We start from the raw sequence: 18,486 nt of genomic DNA on the forward strand, positions 1-18,486 counted from the left end.
CAAGGACACGGATGAGAAAATAGATCCATAACACCACCCAGATTAGATCAGCTTTTGCTGAACCTATTATCGTCTATCGTATATACAACATGCCTTTACGCTGACCCACCTGGCGGAACCAGTGCCAATAAAACTGAGATGTCTAAAACCCTTGACCCACCTGATTTAGCCGCTTGAGAACGGGGCAGAAGCAAAACAGAAACTTGTCATTGTCCAGTTCCCTAAAGAACCCTGGACTATGTTAGGTCGATTGAGCAAAAGCATTATGCTGACTAATGCCTCACTCTGGTGCATTTTTTTCAAGGTACTTGATAAGAGCATCGCTCAGGTTCTTTTCAACTGATACCTCTTTAGGTTTATCTTTAGGCTCATTGAAAAGACTCCTGGTGAAGCAGTAGAAAACTACTCCTATTACGATTAACGGTTCGAGCATGGCACTTTCCTCAGAAGATTAGTAAAGTAAAAAAACAGCAGCAGGCATCTCACTGTGTACAGAAAATCAGAAGAAACCTGACTTAAACCAAAGGAATCCTGAAACAAACCCCTGCCCCTTGAGTTCCACAGGAATCAATCGTCAAAATCCCAAGTTGAATCCTAAGCTTAGTTTCAGATTCTTCGAGTGAGTCCTGGGAAGGGAGTTGAAGCTCAGGAATTTCTCCACCTATTGCCCGCCCAACAATCCACCTATTCCCCACCCAACAATTATATATATACGATTTCCATTCTCGTTACGAGGCAGCTCTTGGCTTTTTAAAGTCTTGAGGGGGACGACTTTGTACTCCACTTCCAACTCCTTAGGGCTTATTTCCGTCTGTGCTGACGATTGGTCTAAGACAAAAACATACTGTCCTAAAACGAGGCTAATAGTTAAAGCAGCAGCGTTTAGCATTCGGTTGAATTGCATGATTTCCTTTTGGGGCTTGAGCAACAACACCTTTACTTTAGATAAGGACAATGTCTTTTTATTGTTAGGAGGTGCTAGTCTTGATGCTTAAATCTGCTGATTAATCTGGAGATTTAAGCAATGCTAGAGTCGGTAAGAGTCCAAGCAAAGACTTTAGGATTTGAAGATTCTTGCCTGACTTTCTATGCTTTAAAGATTCTTTTGCACGAAATAGTCCGGAGAAGAATTTCCTCTCCGGACAACAGTTTTTATAAGCTGAAAGACACTGCGCAAATCTCAGTGCTGGACAAGCAGAATCTTCTGTTGTACGTGGCGCTAAGTTTCACCTGGCAAAGTTTTTAGCTAATAAGTCATGGATTAGAAAAAGTTAGGCCCACCATTAATTGGCTGAGGTAATGCCTGGAGACTGCCCGTGAAAGCAATGCTCTGGTTAAGCAAAGAGTTAGTGCCTATAGCCAGAGCCACCCAGGCAGATAGATGGCCACATGAAAACCAGGTTAACCATCCGGTTGGGTCAGGTTGCCAACCTAGGAACTGTCGTAGCTCAGACCGGTGAAATAGTCAAACATTTGAAAGCCTCTTATGGCTTAACTGAGCCCATACTACGGGTGTTGAGTTCAGGGTTCATTCAACGTTCTAGCCCAGCTGGCCACCGGAAAGAGACAGCTGTTTTAACCCATTTTGGTCGGTTGGGTTGCAGAAACGTGCAATCCCATTTTTTTAGCATTGACTCGTAGGTAAACATATCGGATAGTTTGAGCAAGCAGAGCTTTAGGGGACTTGCTGAGGCAAATCTCTATCTGCACGATTGATATTCGCCAGATTCTTGCCTTTTTAGATGATGCATCTTTACCGTTCTATCCTGGGTGGGCTGGTGTTGGTCTTCCACTGTGCTTATTTGGCCCAGGCCCAAACCACACCGCCCCTACCCAACCTGCCCCTGCCCGATTTGAGCGAACCTACTCGGCCTGCGCCCCTGGATCCACCGATTCCAGAACCACTGCCGCCGGAAATTCCGTTAGAGATTCCCGCCCCCTCAGCGCCGGATCCACAGCCCTTGTCCCCTGAGTTAGGGGACGTTCGCTTTTTGATCGATCGCATTGACGTCTTCGGCACTACCGTTTTAGAAGCTGAAATTGCCGCTCTGACACAGCCCCTGGAGGGGCAAGAGCTATCTCTAAACGACCTGCTCAACCTGCGTACCGAAATTACCAACCTCTATCTGCGTAATGGGTACGCCACCTCAGGGGCTTTTTTGCCGACCAATCAAGACTTGACTAGCGGTGTGGTGCAGATTCAGGTCATTGAGGGTAGCGTGGAGGCCATTCAGGTGAATGGGCTGACTCACCTGCGGGAGGGGTATGTGCGCGATCGCATTTCCCTAGCCACCCAGTCCCCCCTCAAGGTATCTCGGCTGGAAGATGCCCTGCGGCTGTTGCAGATTGACCCCCTGCTCGATCGCGTCGATGCCGAACTGACGGCGGGCAGCCGCCCTGGCCAAAACCTGCTAATTCTTGATGTGGCCGAGGCCGACCCCTTTGATCTGGCCCTGACCACAGACAACTCGCGCTCGGTGAGCACGGGTTCGGTGCAGGCCGAGGTGCTGGCACTGCATCGCAATGTGCTGGGCTTTGGCGACTTTGCCAGCGTGCGCTACAACCATACCGAGGGGCTCGATCTCTACGAACTGCGCTACGGCATTCCCCTCAACGCCTACGACGGTACCCTACAGGTGCGCTACGAAAAAGCAGACAGTCAGATTGTCACATCGCAGTTTGTCGATGCAGGCATTCGCAACGAGAATGAAACCTTCTCTGTTTCTTATCGTCAACCCCTCACCCGATCCATCAATCAGGAGTGGGCGTTGGGCCTAGCCCTGGACGTGCGCAGAAGCAGCAGTTTCATTCTCGACGACATTCCCTTTTCCTTTTCCATTGGGCCAGACAATGGCGTGGCTAGCGTCAGTGCCCTGCGCTTTTCCCAAGAATGGTTGAAGCGAGACATTAACCGGGTGCTGGCGGCGCGATCGCAATTTAGCCTCGGCCTCAATCTCTTTGACGCCACCGTCAACGACACTGGCACCGACGGCCAATTCTTCGCCTGGCTGGGGCAGTTTCAGTGGGTCGAGCAATTGCCACCAGGGTGGCTGTTGGTGAGTCGGCTGAACACTCAGCTCACCTCCGATTCGCTGCTGCCGCTGGAGCGCTTCAGCGTGGGTGGGCCAGACACCGTCCGCGGCTATGCCCAAAACCAAATCGTTACCGACAATGCCTTGATTGGCTCCGTCGAGCTGCGCATGCCCCTATCGGCAATTCCTAACGAACTGCTGCTCATCCCCTTTATCGATGTCGGTACCGGCTGGAATAACCAGACTGAAAACCCCAACCCCTCGGTGCTGATGGGAACAGGTTTGGGGGTACAGTGGCAACCCAATCAAGACATCAACCTGCGCCTGACCTACGGTCTGCCCCTCATTGGCGTACCCAACCAAGGCAATTCCCTGCAAGAAAGTGGCCTCTACTTTTCATTTACTTACCAGCCGTTTTAAACTACGTCCAGTTTAAAACCATGGGTTTTTCCTGGACAGTCACATCGAAATTAGTCCGTAGTCAAGACTAGGCCTTGACTACGGCCTTGCTGCAACCGGAACCAACCCTTACACTTTTCTGCAAGGTCTCTGGCCACAAACTGAAATTCGACTCGCCTGCAGGTGTCTTACCCTTTAAAGATGGGTGGTCAACCACCCCAAAAGGTCATTATGGCTAAGGATGAGCCAAAGCTATGGAGAACCGTTGATTGGCTAAGCACGTTCGCCCCCTAACCGATTTAGAACAGCTCGTACATTGGTGGCACCGGCACCAAGCAGAGTGGTTGGCGAACGAAGCCGATGGAATCCGCAACGGACTATTACAAGACCTATTTGCCATTCGGCGTCAGCTCGAGTTAACGCCTGACAAAGAGCATAATAGTCTAGCCTTGGTTGAAGGTTTATATCACGAGTTAGAAGCCCTAGGTAATCGCCTCAGTTCCCCCTATCTGCACGATTCCTTACCCTTAGCCATCCAGGATGCCCTACAGCAATGGCCAGCTGACCTTGCTCTTAGCCTCTCGATACCGCCCCATTGGCCGAGGGAGCCCCTGGAATATGTGGCTTTGCTGCAATCGATGATCGAGCATCTGAGGCAAATGTTGATCGCTCTGCCCAGTAAACCTCAATTATTGACATTGAGTCTGGCCGAAGGACATGCGGGTAAGCAATTGAGCCTGCAAATTGATGATGACACTGCCACAATTCCATCGTTAATTGCATACTTTGAAGCAGCAGATTGGGCCTATCATCTGAACACCTTTGAAATCTTAACTGGGGGTAAAGTAAGCTTGAGTTGTACAGGAAACACTATTCTATGGCAATTGACCTGGTAGTGTTTTTAATATCTACTCATTACCCTTAAATGCTCTGACAACCATGTCTAACCCCCAGACGCGTCAACAGCTATTAGTCGTCGATGATCATGATGCAGTACTCGGCGGTACCGTTGCTGCCCTAAAGCAAGAATATCCTGAGGCTGACATTCGTACTGCCAGTACAGCACAGCAAGTCATGACTAACTTGTCCATGGTGTTACCTGCGCTTGTGGTGATGGATTTGTCGATACCTGAAAAACCAGGCGACCCTTCTCAGACAGAAACGGGGATTAGTTTGTTGCGATCGCTAATGCAGCAGCACCCAGACCTCAACATTGTGGTACAGAGTGCCCATGTGAAAGCACTGGTACGGCTAAAACCTGCGATCGCAAATCATAAAGGTGGATTCACCATCGTCGATAAAAATTTGCCCCTGCGGGAAATGCTGATCAAGGTCGACTGGGCTTTGCAAGGAATTATCTACACACCCAAGGACATGAGGACGACTTTGGAGGTCAAACCCGAGTGGCTGACGGTGCTGCAACTGGCTTTTCACGATGGGCTGCAAGATAAGGCGATCGCCGAGCGGATGAATGTCTCCGAACGCTCCGTGCGCCACTACTGGACTAAGGTGCAAGACGCCCTGGATGTGTACCCCGATCCCGGTAAAAACATTCGCATTCAGACCGAGATTCGCGCCCGTGAGGAGGGGCTGATTGACTAAGGCGACTTATAGAAAACAGTTTCCCCAGTGGTGGACAGTGCCTACAGCGGCTAAGGTCACCGCATAATGCTGGCACTTTCTTTTCTGGAAATCTCCTAAGTTCTAAACCAAGTCCAGGTTAAGAACCCTAGCGCTGGCCCACCCTGCGGTCAGCAAGCTACACCCCCAACCCCTCTTCCGGAGAGCGAGAAAATCGTCAAAGTCCCTCTACCGGGGGAGAGGGATTTAGGGTGAGGGAAACTCCAGGTTTCGGGTTAGACAAGGTTTATGAAGGTTGGGATTACTCCCTAAGATCGCCGCAGCCCTAGCGATCGAAGATAGGAGCACAGGATCGCTTGATCAACTAACTGGGCGATGAGCGCCATTAGAGAGTGTGAAAATGTCGTGTATTTAAGTTTGGCTGCGTTTCGTTTCCTCACCATGGCCAATAGATTAGGGCACCTAAAACCTTCAAGGTCACTGAACGTTTATGCCAAAAAATAGGAGTTTTATGACAGTTGGTTTGTCTGAAATATTACGAGAGTTGCAGTTTTCTATCATGCTATCTGCTGCTTTTGGTTAATAATCTGACGCAACCCTGAAACATTGCCAGACTTAGCCTTTTGTAGAGTTGGCCTAGCTGTTTCAAACAATGGAGCAAACAGGCTATGAAATTGTCTAAAATTCTTGTACTACCGCTGTTTAGCCTTTCTCTGCTGGCCGCTGTGCCAGGCATTGCCCAGGCTAACTCTGCCCTGCAAGCCTGTGCAGGCATCCAAGATCCCATCCAACGCTTTTACTGCGAAGGGTCTATTCTCTCAGGCGAGGTATCTCAAGCATTAGTGAATAGCTACACTCCCCGCCAACGCCAGTTGGCTCGGGGGATTAGCGAAGTTGTCTACATCTTTTATCAACAAACTGGGCAACCCCTACCGGTGACTCAGGAAACCTTGCAAATTATGATGCAAGGTATTGGTGCTAGCGCTGATGAAGCACCGTTTGTTTTGGATCGCATGGTCGCTAACAGCAATGCTATTGCTGCTATGCTTCAGGCTGACAACTCCATTAATCGTGGCCAGGAGTTTTTGAATTGTCTAAATACTCAGGGAACGGGGTGCATTTTCTAGACGAGATTTCTCACCTGACGTTTGGTGGGAACATGCGTGGAACAAACTCATGGTTAGGCTTGATGGCGGGCTTGGATGCGATCGCAAATTCGTTGACGGCGAGTGTCGCGATCTGAAAGCCCCCCGACTGAAAGTATGTGCTGAGGCAAGCCTCCCATGCGCTCTAGAACAGTCTGTTGGGGCGACGGTGTGGGTACAACTTCCTGTTGAATGAGCTGGACAAGAAAGTTGAGCAAGGTGAGTTGCTCGGTCAGCGCCAGCTTTTGTACCTGCGAAAAGAGTTCTTGCGCCTGCATGGGTGAAACCTGACTACTTTGCTTAAGTACCTACAATTCTATTGAGTTATGTCCAGGTCTAGCCCCAGATCCCAGGGTTCTGCCCCAACCTTTGCCGCCCGCCTAAATCTGCCGCTAGATCTCTGGAATCTGGCCCACCAACCCTACTCGCAGGCGCGGCTGAGTACCAGGCGGCCATCGGGGAGTTGGTAGACGCTATCGGGCTCTTGTAGGGTGGCGGTGGGTGCGGCCCCGGTGCGGACGGTGCCGGTGGGGTAGGCGGAAATGGCGCTGTCGCCAGGGCGGTGGGGGAGGCCACCGCTGCCGGTAACCGTAAAGGAACCCAGGCTTTCGTCGGTGCGGGCAATGCAACTGCCAGCGGTGAGAGCGGTGGTGTCGGTGATGGTGTCTGCGAGGGAGGTGAGGCTGTTTTCGATGAAGCTGCTATCGCCCACGATAATTTGACCTGGTTCAACCCCACCACTGGCGTTGACATCAACGCGATCGTTACCATTTAGAGCAAACAGTTCTTCTTGGGTAAGGTTGCCAGAGCCAATGTTGGCATTTTGGCCAAAAAACGTGGTGCGACTGATGTCAATGTCGCCGCCCTGCCCATCGGCGGAAAAGGCCAGAATGTCGCTATCGTCCAAAGCAATAACAAAGTCAGCAATAATCGTAATGTTGCCGCCGCTGCCTTCGCCAAAGCCAACTAGAGTCAGAATATTACTATTCTCTCTAAGAATGAGGTTACCTGCTCGAATATCAACGCGCCCACCGGAAGTTGCTAGTGCTAACGAGCTAATCTCTCCATTGGTAACCCGTATTCGTCCATCGACATCAATCACCACATTACCCGCATTGCCATCGCCCAAGGTGCTGGCACTCAGTCGTGCGCCATTGCGCACCTCTAGGGAATTCGCCGCGATTTCCACATTGCCCCCGGCCCCAGTGCCTCCGGCTTGGACGCTGCTAAAGGCCGCACTGCTAAACTGGCCATCGGCACTGGTGCCGTCAAAGACGACGCGACCTTGCGCCTCAATCACCACATTGCCCGCATCACCATCGCCAAAGGTGCTAGCAATCAGTTGTGCGCCATTGCGCACCTCTAGGGAATTCGCCGCGATTTCCACATTGCCCCCGGCCCCAGTGCCTCCGGCTTGGACGCTGCTAAAGGCCGCACTGTTAAACTGGCCATTGGCACTGGTGCCGTCAAAAACGATGGCATCGCTGGCTGTAATGACCACATTGCCCGCATCGCCATTGCCCTCAGTGCTGGCTTGCAATTGTGCGCTATTGAGAACTTCCAAGGAATTCGCCGCGATTTCCACATTGCCCCCGGCCCCGATGGCTCCGGCTTCGACGCTACTCAAGGCATTACTATTATCGAAGACGACGAGATCGTCCGCCTGAATCACTACATTGCCCGCATCGCCATCGCCAAAGGTGCTGGCAATTAGTAGTGCGCCATTGCGCACCTCTAGGGAATTCGCCGCGATTTCCACATTGCCCCCGGCCCCGGTGGCTCCGGCTTGGACGCTGCTCAAGGCCGCACTGGGAAACTGGCCATCGGCACTGCCGTCAAACACCACGCGATCGCGGGCGATAATCTGTACATTACCCGCATCGCCATTGCCTCTGGTGTTGGCAATCAGTTGTGCACCATTGAGCACCTCCAGGGTGCCAGCGGTGAGTTGCACATCGCCTCCTGTCCCCATGCCAGTAGAGTCGACGCTGCTGAAGACCCCACTGGGGCTGCGACCGTCGGGGGTGGTACCCTCAAAGCGGGCTAGACCCTCGACTACCAGAATCACATTGCCCGCATCCCCCTCCCCGCCGGTACTGGTATCCAGCTGGGCTCCATTGAGCACCTCCAGGGTGCCAGCAATGAGTTGCACATCGCCCCCTGTCCCGGCGCCATCGGGCGCGATGCTGCTAAAGACCCCACTGGCACTGCGCCCATCGGGGTTAGTGCCCTCAAAGCGGGCCAGGCCCTCGACCACCAGGATCACACTGCCCGCGTCGCCCTCCCCTGAGGTACTGGCACTCAGCTGGGCTCCATTGAGCACCTTCAGGGTGCCAGCGGTGAGTCGCACATCGCCCCCTGTCCCGACGCCATCGAGCTCGATGGCGCTATTGGCCCCACTGGGCCTGCTACCGTCGGGGTTAGTGCCCTCAAAGCGGGCCAGGCCCTCGACCACCAAGATCACATTGCCCGCATCCCCCTCCCCTAAGGTACTGGCACTCAGCTGGGCTCCATTCAGCACCTCTAGGGTGCCAGCGGTGAGTCGCACATCGCCCCCCTGCCCCACGCCATCGAACCCGCTGGCGCTATTGGCCCCACTGGCGTTGCGACCGTCGGGGTTAGTGCCCTCAAAGCGGGCCAGGCCCTCGACCACCAGGATCACACTGCCTGCATCCCCCTCCCCTAAGGTACTGGCACTCAGCTGGGCACCATTGAGCACCTCCAGGATGCCAGCGGTGAGTTGCACATCGCCCCCTGTCCCCACGCCATTGGGCTGGATGCTGCTGAAGGCCCCACTGGGAGTGCCGTCGATAGGGTTAGTGCCCTCAAAGCGAGCCAGGCCCTCCACCATCAGGATTACACTGCCCGCCTTGCCTGCCCCGAAGGTACTGGCATCCAGCTGGGCCCCATTAAGCACCTCCAGGGTGCCAGCGGTGAGTTGTACATCGCCCCCTGTCCCGACCCCATCGGACTCGATGCTGCTAAAGGCCCCACTGCGACTGCCGTCGATAGGGTTAGTGCCCTCAAAGCGGGCCAGGCCCTCGACCACCAGGATCACACTGCCTGCCTCGCCCTCCCCGGAGGTACCGGCATTCAACTGGGCTCCATTGAGCACCTCCAGGGTGCCAGCGGTGAGTTGCACATCGCCCCCCTGCCCCACGCCAGTAGACTGGATGCTGCTAAAAGCCCCACTGGGACTGCTACCGTCGGGGTTAGTGCCCTCAAAGCGGGCCAGGCCCTCGACCACCAGGATCACACTGCCCGCATCCCCCTCCCCGAAGGTACTGGCACTCAGCTGGGCTCCATTGAGCACCTCCAGGGTGCCAGCGGTGAGTTGCACATCACCCCCTCTCCCCACGCCATCGGGCGCGATGTTGCTATTGGCCCCACTGGCGTTGCGACCGTCGGGGTCAGTGCCCTCAAAGCGGGCCAGACCCTCAATGTTGAGCGCGACGTTGCCGCCCTGGCCAGTGCCCAACACTAAGGCATTAATTTGTGCGCCATTGAGCACCTCTAAATTGGCTGCATTAATGCGAACATCGCCGCCTGTACCTTCTCCGCCAGAAGCAATGTTTGCAAAGGCCCCAGTGGTGCGGCTGCCATCGGTGCCATCAAAACGTACGGTGCCATCGGCATTAACCACCACATCTCCAACCACTCCCAACCCTGTGGTGTTGATAAAGCTGTTAATAACAGACACATCAGCACGAGCATCGAGATATACGGCTCCACCCTGACCACCAAAGCCCCGCGCATCTATGCCATCCCCATAGATGCCGTTTCCAGTGACAACAATATTGCCCCCAGCTAGGGCGGGATTGGGCTGATATTGATTCGTCAACAACACCAGCCCATTGGGAGCTGCAATAAAAACATCGCCAACGGTAATATCTGCTGTTGATGGAGTCTCTGTTGTAAAAGCTTCTCCAAAAAACGTATCGGTAACAGGGTTAAACCCTGTCAAAACTTCTGGAGGAGGACTGCCCAATGCAACAGGATTAACTCCTGCTCGTACATCTAATGTGGGTTGAACTGCCCCATCAATTTGAACAACAGTGCCATCTGATAACGTGATGGTTTCTTGCAAAAAATCAATTCCTACAGTGCCAGAATCGGGTGCGGTTATTTCAGCAGTACCAATGGTGACAGCGCCACCCGCCAAAATGTGGAGAGAACTACCAAGGTAATCTTCAATGAAGACATCTCCAAAAGCTCGAATAATCGGGTCAATCGGGCTAAATAAATCGCTTATTGAGCCATCCAGATTCTCCACACGAAAGCTACCCCCGCTCCAGTAGTGGGCATCGCCCCCCACCGGGTTAGCCGATCGCAGCACCATATCCCCATAGCTATACAAGCCACTATCCGGGTGGCTCAACGCCACAATATCCACCCCCTCATTCCCCTGCACCAGCAGGTCACCCCCCGCAAACCCCACAAACGGCGTATCTACCGCATCGCGAATCTGCACCGCATTCCCCAGCAGCGTCAGGTCACCCCCCGCTGCCACCTGCCCCTGCAAATCTAGATTGTTCGCCGCCAGGGTCAGATTCCCCTGCGCTGCAAGCTGCCCCCGATTTTCAATATCTCCCGAGGCATCGCTCAGGTGGCTGCTCACCAACGCACTCGGGTTCACCGTCAACAGACTGCTCTGCTCTGGTGCCGTGGCACTATAAACCCCACTCCCCACGGAGATCGCCTCAGCAGTGGAAGCATAAAAAGAACCCTCTATATCGAGGGCTACATTCTCGCCAAAAATAATGCCATTGGGGTTCAGCAAAAACAAATCCGCCGCCCCATCCACCCCCAACGTGCCGAAAATAGCCGAGGGGTTACCCCCTGTCACTCGGCTAAGAATCGACTCAATACCCACCGGGTTCGCAAAATACACCCGCTGCCCGTCACCAATGTTGAACTCCAAAAAGCTATGAAACAGGTTTCCCTCTTGCACCGCACCGCCTTCAATTAGGTCGGCCACGTCTCCCCGCACATCTATCCCAGGGGAAACCAGCGAACCCTCGGCCCCCAACGTAGCATCGGGTGTAACTTGGGCTAGGGCTAGGGGTGTTGCCAGCAGGGACAACCAAGGGCCAAGCAGCCCAGCAAAATACCAGGGGCGAGCGAACAGCATAGAGATGACGGATGAGGGGGGCGATAATGGCAAAACACTACCATGTCTACCCGCTGATCAGTGAGTTGCTTAGCACAAACTAAAGATCGCTGAGTAAGCGGGCTTTTTGTGGTTTGGTGAACGCTTCTATCCGCTTCTAAAACCCTAGGGGCGAACTACAGTCTCCTGGCTCTCTATCAGCTTTACCAAAAGCTCGGAAGAGCCCAAAGTAATTGTCATCAATACTCTACAGGCTGAAGTTTGCAGAAAACGGCAACTAAGTTTGCCGCTGAGCCTTCGTAGTTCTGCTATAAGGTGAAACGGTTTCAAAGCCTCTGCGGCCTATTTTGACAGTAACGCAGCCAATTCTGTAAAGCTGCCCACAGAGGACATTTGCAATGTTTGAAGATATCAACATTCACGCAACTACCCAGACTACTGCATTAGAACCGACGCTTGTACCAACAGGCGACCTTATGGGCTATGGCCTAGTGCATGGACAGGTTGATCAGGCAATGTCATCGGCACCTACTCTCGATGGCATTGGCTTGACCTCGTTATCTGTTTTGAATTCTTCTGATGGTCTTGAGCTGTTTGCTCCTGCATCGATTGTTGAGGATATGGCGATTGAACGGCAACCTGTTAGCGCTAACAGCACAATCGCACATGACAACTTAATAGGACAGGCTGCCGTGAACTTGGCAGCAAGTACTGCTGGCTTTTCAAGCATCAACTATATAGCCGGGACATTAGGCGCAGATCAATTCTTTGCGGATCTGAATGCACCACTAACTGTAATTTCTGGGAATGGCAACGTTCACTATGGCGACGGCTATTATGACTATTTGAACTTATCTAATATCTCTTCATGGAGTGTTGGTAGCCAAGGCTTTCAGCTGTTCGATGTCGGTAATGGTGCCCGATTATTTGATGCACTGACCTTTGACAATGGTGCGCAGGTTTTGTTTGAAGGGCTAGACGGCATTCAGTTTGCCGATCAGTGGATAGATTTAGCAGTCGATCCAAACGACCCCTTATTCAGTGAGCAGTGGAATTTACACATGATGGGTGTACACAATGCCTGGCGCTTTACCCAAGGCTCTAATGCTGTGCTAGTCGGTGTTCAAGATTCAGGCTTGGGGTGGAACCCCGTTACTGGGTTTCATCCTGATCTAGAGACAGATCTTTTTTTGAGCGGAAACGTTTCCGACGATTTTTTCCGCGAGTTTCCTGATGCACAATATGGCCCTCGAGAAATCTCTCACGGAACTGGAGTACAAGGTATTATTTCAGCCACTGCCAATAACGGAATTGGCACCAGCGGCATCAATTGGAATTCGCCTGCATATCACATTGATGTTTTAGATGCTAATCAAGGAGATTTTTCGTTAGCCCAAGCAACTCAAGATATGATCAATCAGGCCAATAGCCAGGGTCAAAGGCTTGTTGTTAATATGAGCCTGGGTGGTGGTGTGATAGACCCAATGTTTGAGGCTTTGATTGCGAGCAATCAATCTAATGCTCTGTTCGTTATTGCTAGTGGTAATGATGGCAACAACTTTATTAGCAATCCAGCTAGCCTGGCGCAGAAATATGCCAACGTGATGGCAGTGGGTGCATCATGGGGTCTACAAGACCAATTTGGCAATGCGACTAATCTGGGCCAGCGCATTGACTATGGCAGTAGCTATTGGGGCTCCAACTATGGTCTCGGACTCTCTATCATGGGGCCATCTGAGGTGTTTACGACAGAAGCCACTCCGACATTCAACGGCGCTGCTTTTGGCATTGACAATGATTTCAACGGCACCTCTGCGGCGGCTCCCAATGTAGCTGGTGTTGCATCTCTGGTGTGGAGCGCTAACCCCAACCTCACAGCTACTCAAGTTCACCAAATTTTGGCGGAAACCGCCTTTGATTTAGGGATTCGCGGCTATGACATTGAGTATGGCCATGGTTTTGTCAATGCCGATGCGGCGGTCCGACGGGCGATGGCGCTTAGGTTGCAGCCAGCAACCCAGTGGCAATCGGCGGCTGGGGTCGTTACCAACAGCAGCTGGGATACTTCCGTAGCCGGATTTTCGCCTGAAGTAGAGGGTCAGCCACCCGTTCAGGGGTCTTTTGGGGCTAGTAGTCGGGCCTTTCAGAGCTGGAGTGGTTGGAGTGCTGCCTTTGGTACTGATACTGAAGTGAAGGGGCTGACTGCGCCAGTAGAGGCTGAACCGATCGCTGCACTGGCTGTTCAGCCGGTTCAATTTGAGCTAGCTACCTCTGAACGTAAGCTTGACAGAGATGGCTTTACAGACCAGTGGGGTGCTTGGGCGGTGCAGCCTAGCGGCTCCATTGATGCCCTTATTAGCGAGCTACAGCTTTGGGCGCCCAAAGCTGAGTGGGTCTCCTACAGTCTGAGTGCTTAAGTAAGGCGGCGCGAACCCACTTTACTCACACTGGCGACTGAGTACCAGGCGACCATCGGGGAGTTGGTAGACGCTATCGGGCTCTTGTAGGGTAGCGGTGGGTGTGGCCCCGGTGCGGACGGTGCCGGTGGGGTAGGCAGAAATGGAGCTGTCGCCAGGGCGCTGGGGCAGGCCACCGCTGCCGGTGACGGTAAAGGAACCCAGGCTTTCGTCGGTGCGGGCAATGCAACTGCCAGCGGTGAGGGCGGTGGTGTCGGTGATGGTATCTGCAAGATTGGTGAGGCTGTTTTCGATGAATCCGGTGTCTAGAGTGTCTACCGTCACCACACCACTGACTCCTAGCTCTGAACTGGCGGTAATGTCACTGAGGGGGGTGCGCTGGGAGCGTGGCTCGATGCCAAAAATGCCTCGGGCGGTAATGCTGACGTTGCCACCTGCCCCCTCAAAAGCATCGGCGGCGATATCACTATTTTCGGCAGGAATAGCAACGATAAAGGGTACGGTGATAGTAATGTTGCCGCCATTGCCCCCCGCCTGGGCGGTACCGGCAGTAGTGGAGATCAAACTGTCATTCCGCATCAGTAACAAGTCGTTGAGGGTGATGACGATGTTGCCCCCATCCACCGAAGCCGATTCAGCGATAATTCGCCCCCCATCATTGAGGTTCAATTGCGGGGTGGTGCCCAACCCGCCAATCAGGATATTGCCCGCTGCCCCTTCGCCACTGGAACGCACCGAAAGCACACTTTGGGGGATAAACAGCGAGTTTATTCCAGGGACTTGTTCGCTACGAGTTGCAAAGTTAGGGTCACTACCTGAGATCAAAATGCCCTCGGTGGCATTCACCTGAATAGTGCCACCGGTTCCACGACCCACACTACCAGTGAACACCTGCCCACCATTCAGGATCTCTAAGCGACCTAAGTTCAAGATAATAGTGCCGCCAGGTTGGTCGTTGAGGGTGCTAGAAACAACTGCCGCCCCATCTTGGATCAATAATTGAGGTGTTGTGAGATGGATGTCACCACTTTGGGCAGTAGTAAATCCTCCATTATTGGCTGCTGCAATAATACTAGGATTTTCTTTGAAGCCTTGTAGGTTGATGTAGTTACGCGCTTGAATTGTCACATCACCTGCATCGCCTAGACCATCAGAACTAGCATTGACAAGCCCTCCATTCGTTATATCCAGAGTGCCGGTATCGATGCTGACATCTCCCCCAAATCCCTCTCCACCAATTTCGACAGCGCTCGAAACTCCACTGCGGTTATCAAACACAATGCGATCGCGGGCCTCAATCACTACATCGCCTGAATTTCCTCTGCCTCTGGTACTAGCAGTTAACCCTGATCCATTGGTAACTTCTAGGGCACCTGTGCGAATCTCTACGTTGCCCCCTAGTCCCTGCCCCCCAAATTCTACCTGGCTCGAAACGACACTGCCATTATTAAAGACGGCAAGATCGCGAGTCTCAACCACTACATCACCCGCATCCCCTATGCCCCTGGTATTGGCAGTCAATCCCGACTCATTGGTAACTTCTAGGGCACCCGTGCGAATCACCACATTGCCACCTGCTCCCTGACCGCCACTTTCTACCGAACTTAAAACTCCGCTTCGGTTGTCAAAACTCACAAAATCGCCCGTCTGAATCAGCACATTGCCCGCATCACCATCGCCCACGGTACTGGCCAACAGTCTTGCTCCATTGCGCACCGTTAGGGAATTTGCCTCGATCTCCACATTTCCTCCGGCTCCGATAGCTCCGGCTTCGACAGTGCTAAGAACGGCGCTGCGAAACTGGCCATCGGCACTGGTGCCGTCAAAGACGACGCTATCTCGCGCTTGAATCACCACATTACCCGCAGCCCCTTGACCACGGGTGTTAGCAACAATCTGTGCCCCATCGCGCACCACCAAGTTTCCCGTCTCAATCCTCATATCCCCCCCTTGGCCTTCCGCCCCCTCTTCCACACGGGTGTTGGCAGCCGCTTGATTTTCTAAGAGAACGGAGTCACGAGCTTGAATCACCACACTACCCGCATCCCCTTGACCACGAGTATCAGCAATAATCTGTGCCCCATTAGCCGCTATGAGAGAACCTGTAGAAATTACCACATTACCTCCATCCCCTTCCGCCCTAAGTTCGACACTGCTAGCAACAGCACTACTTGTATCAAAGGTAACAGTGTCACGAGCTTGAATCACCACATTACCCGCATCCCCTTGGCCATTAGTGTTAGCAATAATCTGTGCCCCGCTGGCCACTGTCAGGGAACCAGTGAAAATTAACACATCCCCCCCCGCCCCCACAGCCCCCTCTTCCACTCGGCTGATGGCAGCACTGCTTGTATCAAAGTTAACAGTGTCACGAGCCTCAATCACTATATCTCCTGCATCTCCATTACCAAAGGTGCTGGCAGTGATTTGTGTCCCATTAGTCACCTCCAAAGAACCAGTTCGAATCACTACATTTCCCCCTGCCCCTGCTGCTCCGGGTGCTACATTGCTTGAGGCTGAAATAATGAACTGGCCGTTGGCACTGGTGCCATCAAAAACAACTCTGTCGCGGGCATCAATGTCTACATCTCCAGCATTGCCTGTGCCAAAAGTCGTAGTATCTAGCCGTGAACCATTGTTAACTACTAATGAACCGGTACGAATTACTACATTACCTGCATCGCCTATGCCGCTGGTACTGGCTCTCAGTGTTGCACTGTCGAGAACCTCTACAGTTTCAGCATAAATTTCTATGTTTCCTCCTGCTCCCCTTGCCCCAGCCCCTACCTCGGCACTGGCTGAGCTGGAGAATTGACCATCAGAGCTAGTGCCGCTGAAAGTTACACGTTCTTGGGCCGAAATCAGCACATTGCCAGCATTGCCAATACCAAAGGTACTTGCTTGTAAGTTTGCTCCATTAACCAATTCAACATTTTCTGCTGAAATTTTAATACTGCCCCCTAAGCCTTCTGTGCCTTCAGCAAGATTAGTCGATACCGTAGTAATACGATTTCCTCGATCTAATCGAACATCTCCAGATGCATTGATAACGACATCTCCAACAACCCCTGCTCCAGTTGTACTAATAAAGCTGTTGGTGATAGCCACATCATTACGAGCGTCTAAATATACGGCTCCACCCTGCCCACCAAACTCTGGGAAACCACCAACATTAATACCCTGTCCAATGAAACCTTCACCAGTAACAGAAATGTTGCCTCCTAACAGATTGGTGTTGGGCTGGTATTGATTCGTTAGCAACACCAACCCATTTGAGCCAGCGATCAAAACATCACCAACAGTAATATCGGCGCTAGTTGGGATATCAGAGGGTGTACCAAAAATAGAAGAAGTAGGATCAAGTCCAGAAATATAACCCGGTGGAACCACTCCAATCGCTTCAGGGGCTACTCCAGCCCGCACATCCAGTGTTGGCTGAGCCCCACCATCAATTTGCACTATCGTGCCATCTGAAAGCTGAATGGTCTCCTGCAAAAAATCAACCCCAAGAGTTCCTGGATCTGGGGCATTTATAATTGCGGTGCCAATATTGACTGAGCCCCCAGCCAAAATATGTAGCGAAGACCCCTGATAGCTTAAAACCCCTACATCTCCAAGAGCGCGAATAATCGGATCGATGGGGCTAAACAGCTCTCCTAAATTTTCATCTAAGTTCTCCACCCGAAAGCTGCCGCCGCTCCAGTAGTGGGCGTCGCCCCCCACCGGGTTAGCCGATCGCAGCACCATATCCCCATAGCTATACAACCCACTATCCGGGTGGCTCAACGCCACAATATCCACCCCCTCATTGCCCTGCACCAACAGGTCGTCCCCCGCAAAGCCCACAAATGGCGTATCTACTGCATCGCGAATCTGCACCGTATTTCCCAGCAGCGTCAGGTCACCCCCCGCCGCCACCTGCCCTTGCAAATCTAGATTGTTCGCCGCCAGGGTCAAGTTTTCCCCCGCCGCCAGTTGGCCCCGATTTTCAATATCTCCCGAGGCATCGCTCAGGTAGCTGCTCACCAACGCACTCGGGTTTACTGTCAACAGACTGCTCTGCTCCGGTGTTGTGGCGCTATAAACCCCAATCCCCAGGGAGATCGCCTCGGCAGTAGAGGCATAAAAAGAACCCTCAATATCGAGGGCTGCATTCTCGCCAAAGATAATGCCATTGGGGTTCAGCAAAAACAAATCCGCCGCCCCATCCACCCCCAGCGTGCCAAAGATAGCCGACGGGTTGCCACCCGTTACACGGCTAAGAATCGACTCAATACCCACCGGGTTGGCAAAATACACCCGCTGCCCATCGGCAATATTGAACTCCCAAAAGCTATGAAACAGGTTACCCCCGCGAACCGCGCCGCCTTCAATCAGGTCGGCCACGTCTCCCCGCACCACTACCCCAGGAGCAACCAGCGACCCCTCTGCCCCCAACGTAGCATCGGGTGTAACTTGAGCTAGGGCCAGGGGTGTTGCTAGCAGGGACAACCAGGGGCCAAGCAGCCCAGCTAAATACCAGGGGCGAGAGAACAACATAGAGATGACGGATGAGGGGGGCAATAATGGTCAAAAGCTACCATGTTTACCCACAGACCACAGGTTTTCTTGGTATAAACTTTAGCTTCATTGGCATTTCCCCTAGTACCAGATCTTCCAGGAGCATGAGTCTATCTCAGCAATGAAATGGTTAGTATCCTTAGGTAGGAGCTTCATTATCCTGATCATGCCTTGACCCTAAGATCCCAGGATTCTGCTCTAATCTTTGCTAAATGCCAAGGTCTACTGCTAGATCTCTGGAA

The 18,486-nt window shown here is 52.7% G+C and carries 8 protein-coding genes; 5 read left to right on the top strand and 3 right to left on the bottom strand.

The genetic code is table 11. The annotated features are described in order from the left end of the window. Window positions 1-1,742 precede the first annotated feature (1,742 nt). From VB741_RS10045 to VB741_RS10060, 4 genes are all read left to right on the top strand, one after another. Window positions 1,743-3,452, top strand: coding sequence for a ShlB/FhaC/HecB family hemolysin secretion/activation protein (locus VB741_RS10045; protein ID WP_323365035.1), 1,710 nt, complete (start codon window positions 1,743-1,745; stop codon window positions 3,450-3,452). A gap of 248 nt (window positions 3,453-3,700) precedes the next feature. Continuing rightward, complete coding sequence (locus VB741_RS10050; RefSeq protein ID WP_323365036.1) at window positions 3,701-4,327, top strand: hypothetical protein; 627 nt, start codon at window positions 3,701-3,703, stop codon at window positions 4,325-4,327. Between the two features lie 43 nt (window positions 4,328-4,370). Beyond that, on the top strand, window positions 4,371-5,033 hold the full coding sequence (locus tag VB741_RS10055; protein ID WP_323365037.1) for a response regulator transcription factor: 663 nt from the start codon (window positions 4,371-4,373) through the stop codon (window positions 5,031-5,033). Between the two features lie 647 nt (window positions 5,034-5,680). Next, entirely contained in the window at window positions 5,681-6,139 is a 459-nt protein-coding gene (locus VB741_RS10060) for a hypothetical protein (protein ID WP_323365038.1), read from the top strand. A 53-nt stretch (window positions 6,140-6,192) separates the two neighbouring features. On the opposite strand, the gene VB741_RS10065 is transcribed toward VB741_RS10060, so the two are convergent. Beyond that, a complete protein-coding gene (locus VB741_RS10065; RefSeq protein ID WP_323365039.1) occupies window positions 6,193-6,435 on the bottom strand; it encodes a hypothetical protein in 243 nt (80 codons plus the stop codon). A gap of 143 nt (window positions 6,436-6,578) precedes the next feature. After that, a complete protein-coding gene (locus VB741_RS10070; protein ID WP_323365040.1) occupies window positions 6,579-11,288 on the bottom strand; it encodes a two-partner secretion domain-containing protein in 4,710 nt (1,569 codons plus the stop codon). Window positions 11,289-11,665: 377 nt separating this feature from the next. On the opposite strand from VB741_RS10070, the gene VB741_RS10075 reads away from it, so the two are divergent. After that, complete coding sequence (locus VB741_RS10075) at window positions 11,666-13,684, top strand: S8 family serine peptidase (protein ID WP_323365041.1); 2,019 nt, start codon at window positions 11,666-11,668, stop codon at window positions 13,682-13,684. 21 nt (window positions 13,685-13,705) lie between these two features. Here the strand turns inward: VB741_RS10075 and VB741_RS10080 are convergent, their stop codons facing one another. Continuing rightward, the gene (locus tag VB741_RS10080; RefSeq protein ID WP_323365042.1) at window positions 13,706-18,223 is read right to left on the bottom strand and encodes a two-partner secretion domain-containing protein; all 4,518 of its coding nucleotides are present in this window, start codon (window positions 18,221-18,223) and stop codon (window positions 13,706-13,708) included. Window positions 18,224-18,486: the final 263 nt, after the last annotated feature.

This window comes from Leptothoe sp. PORK10 BA2, assembly GCF_034932105.1.
In the GTDB taxonomy this organism is placed as follows: Bacteria; Cyanobacteriota; Cyanobacteriia; order Phormidesmidales; family Phormidesmidaceae; genus Leptothoe.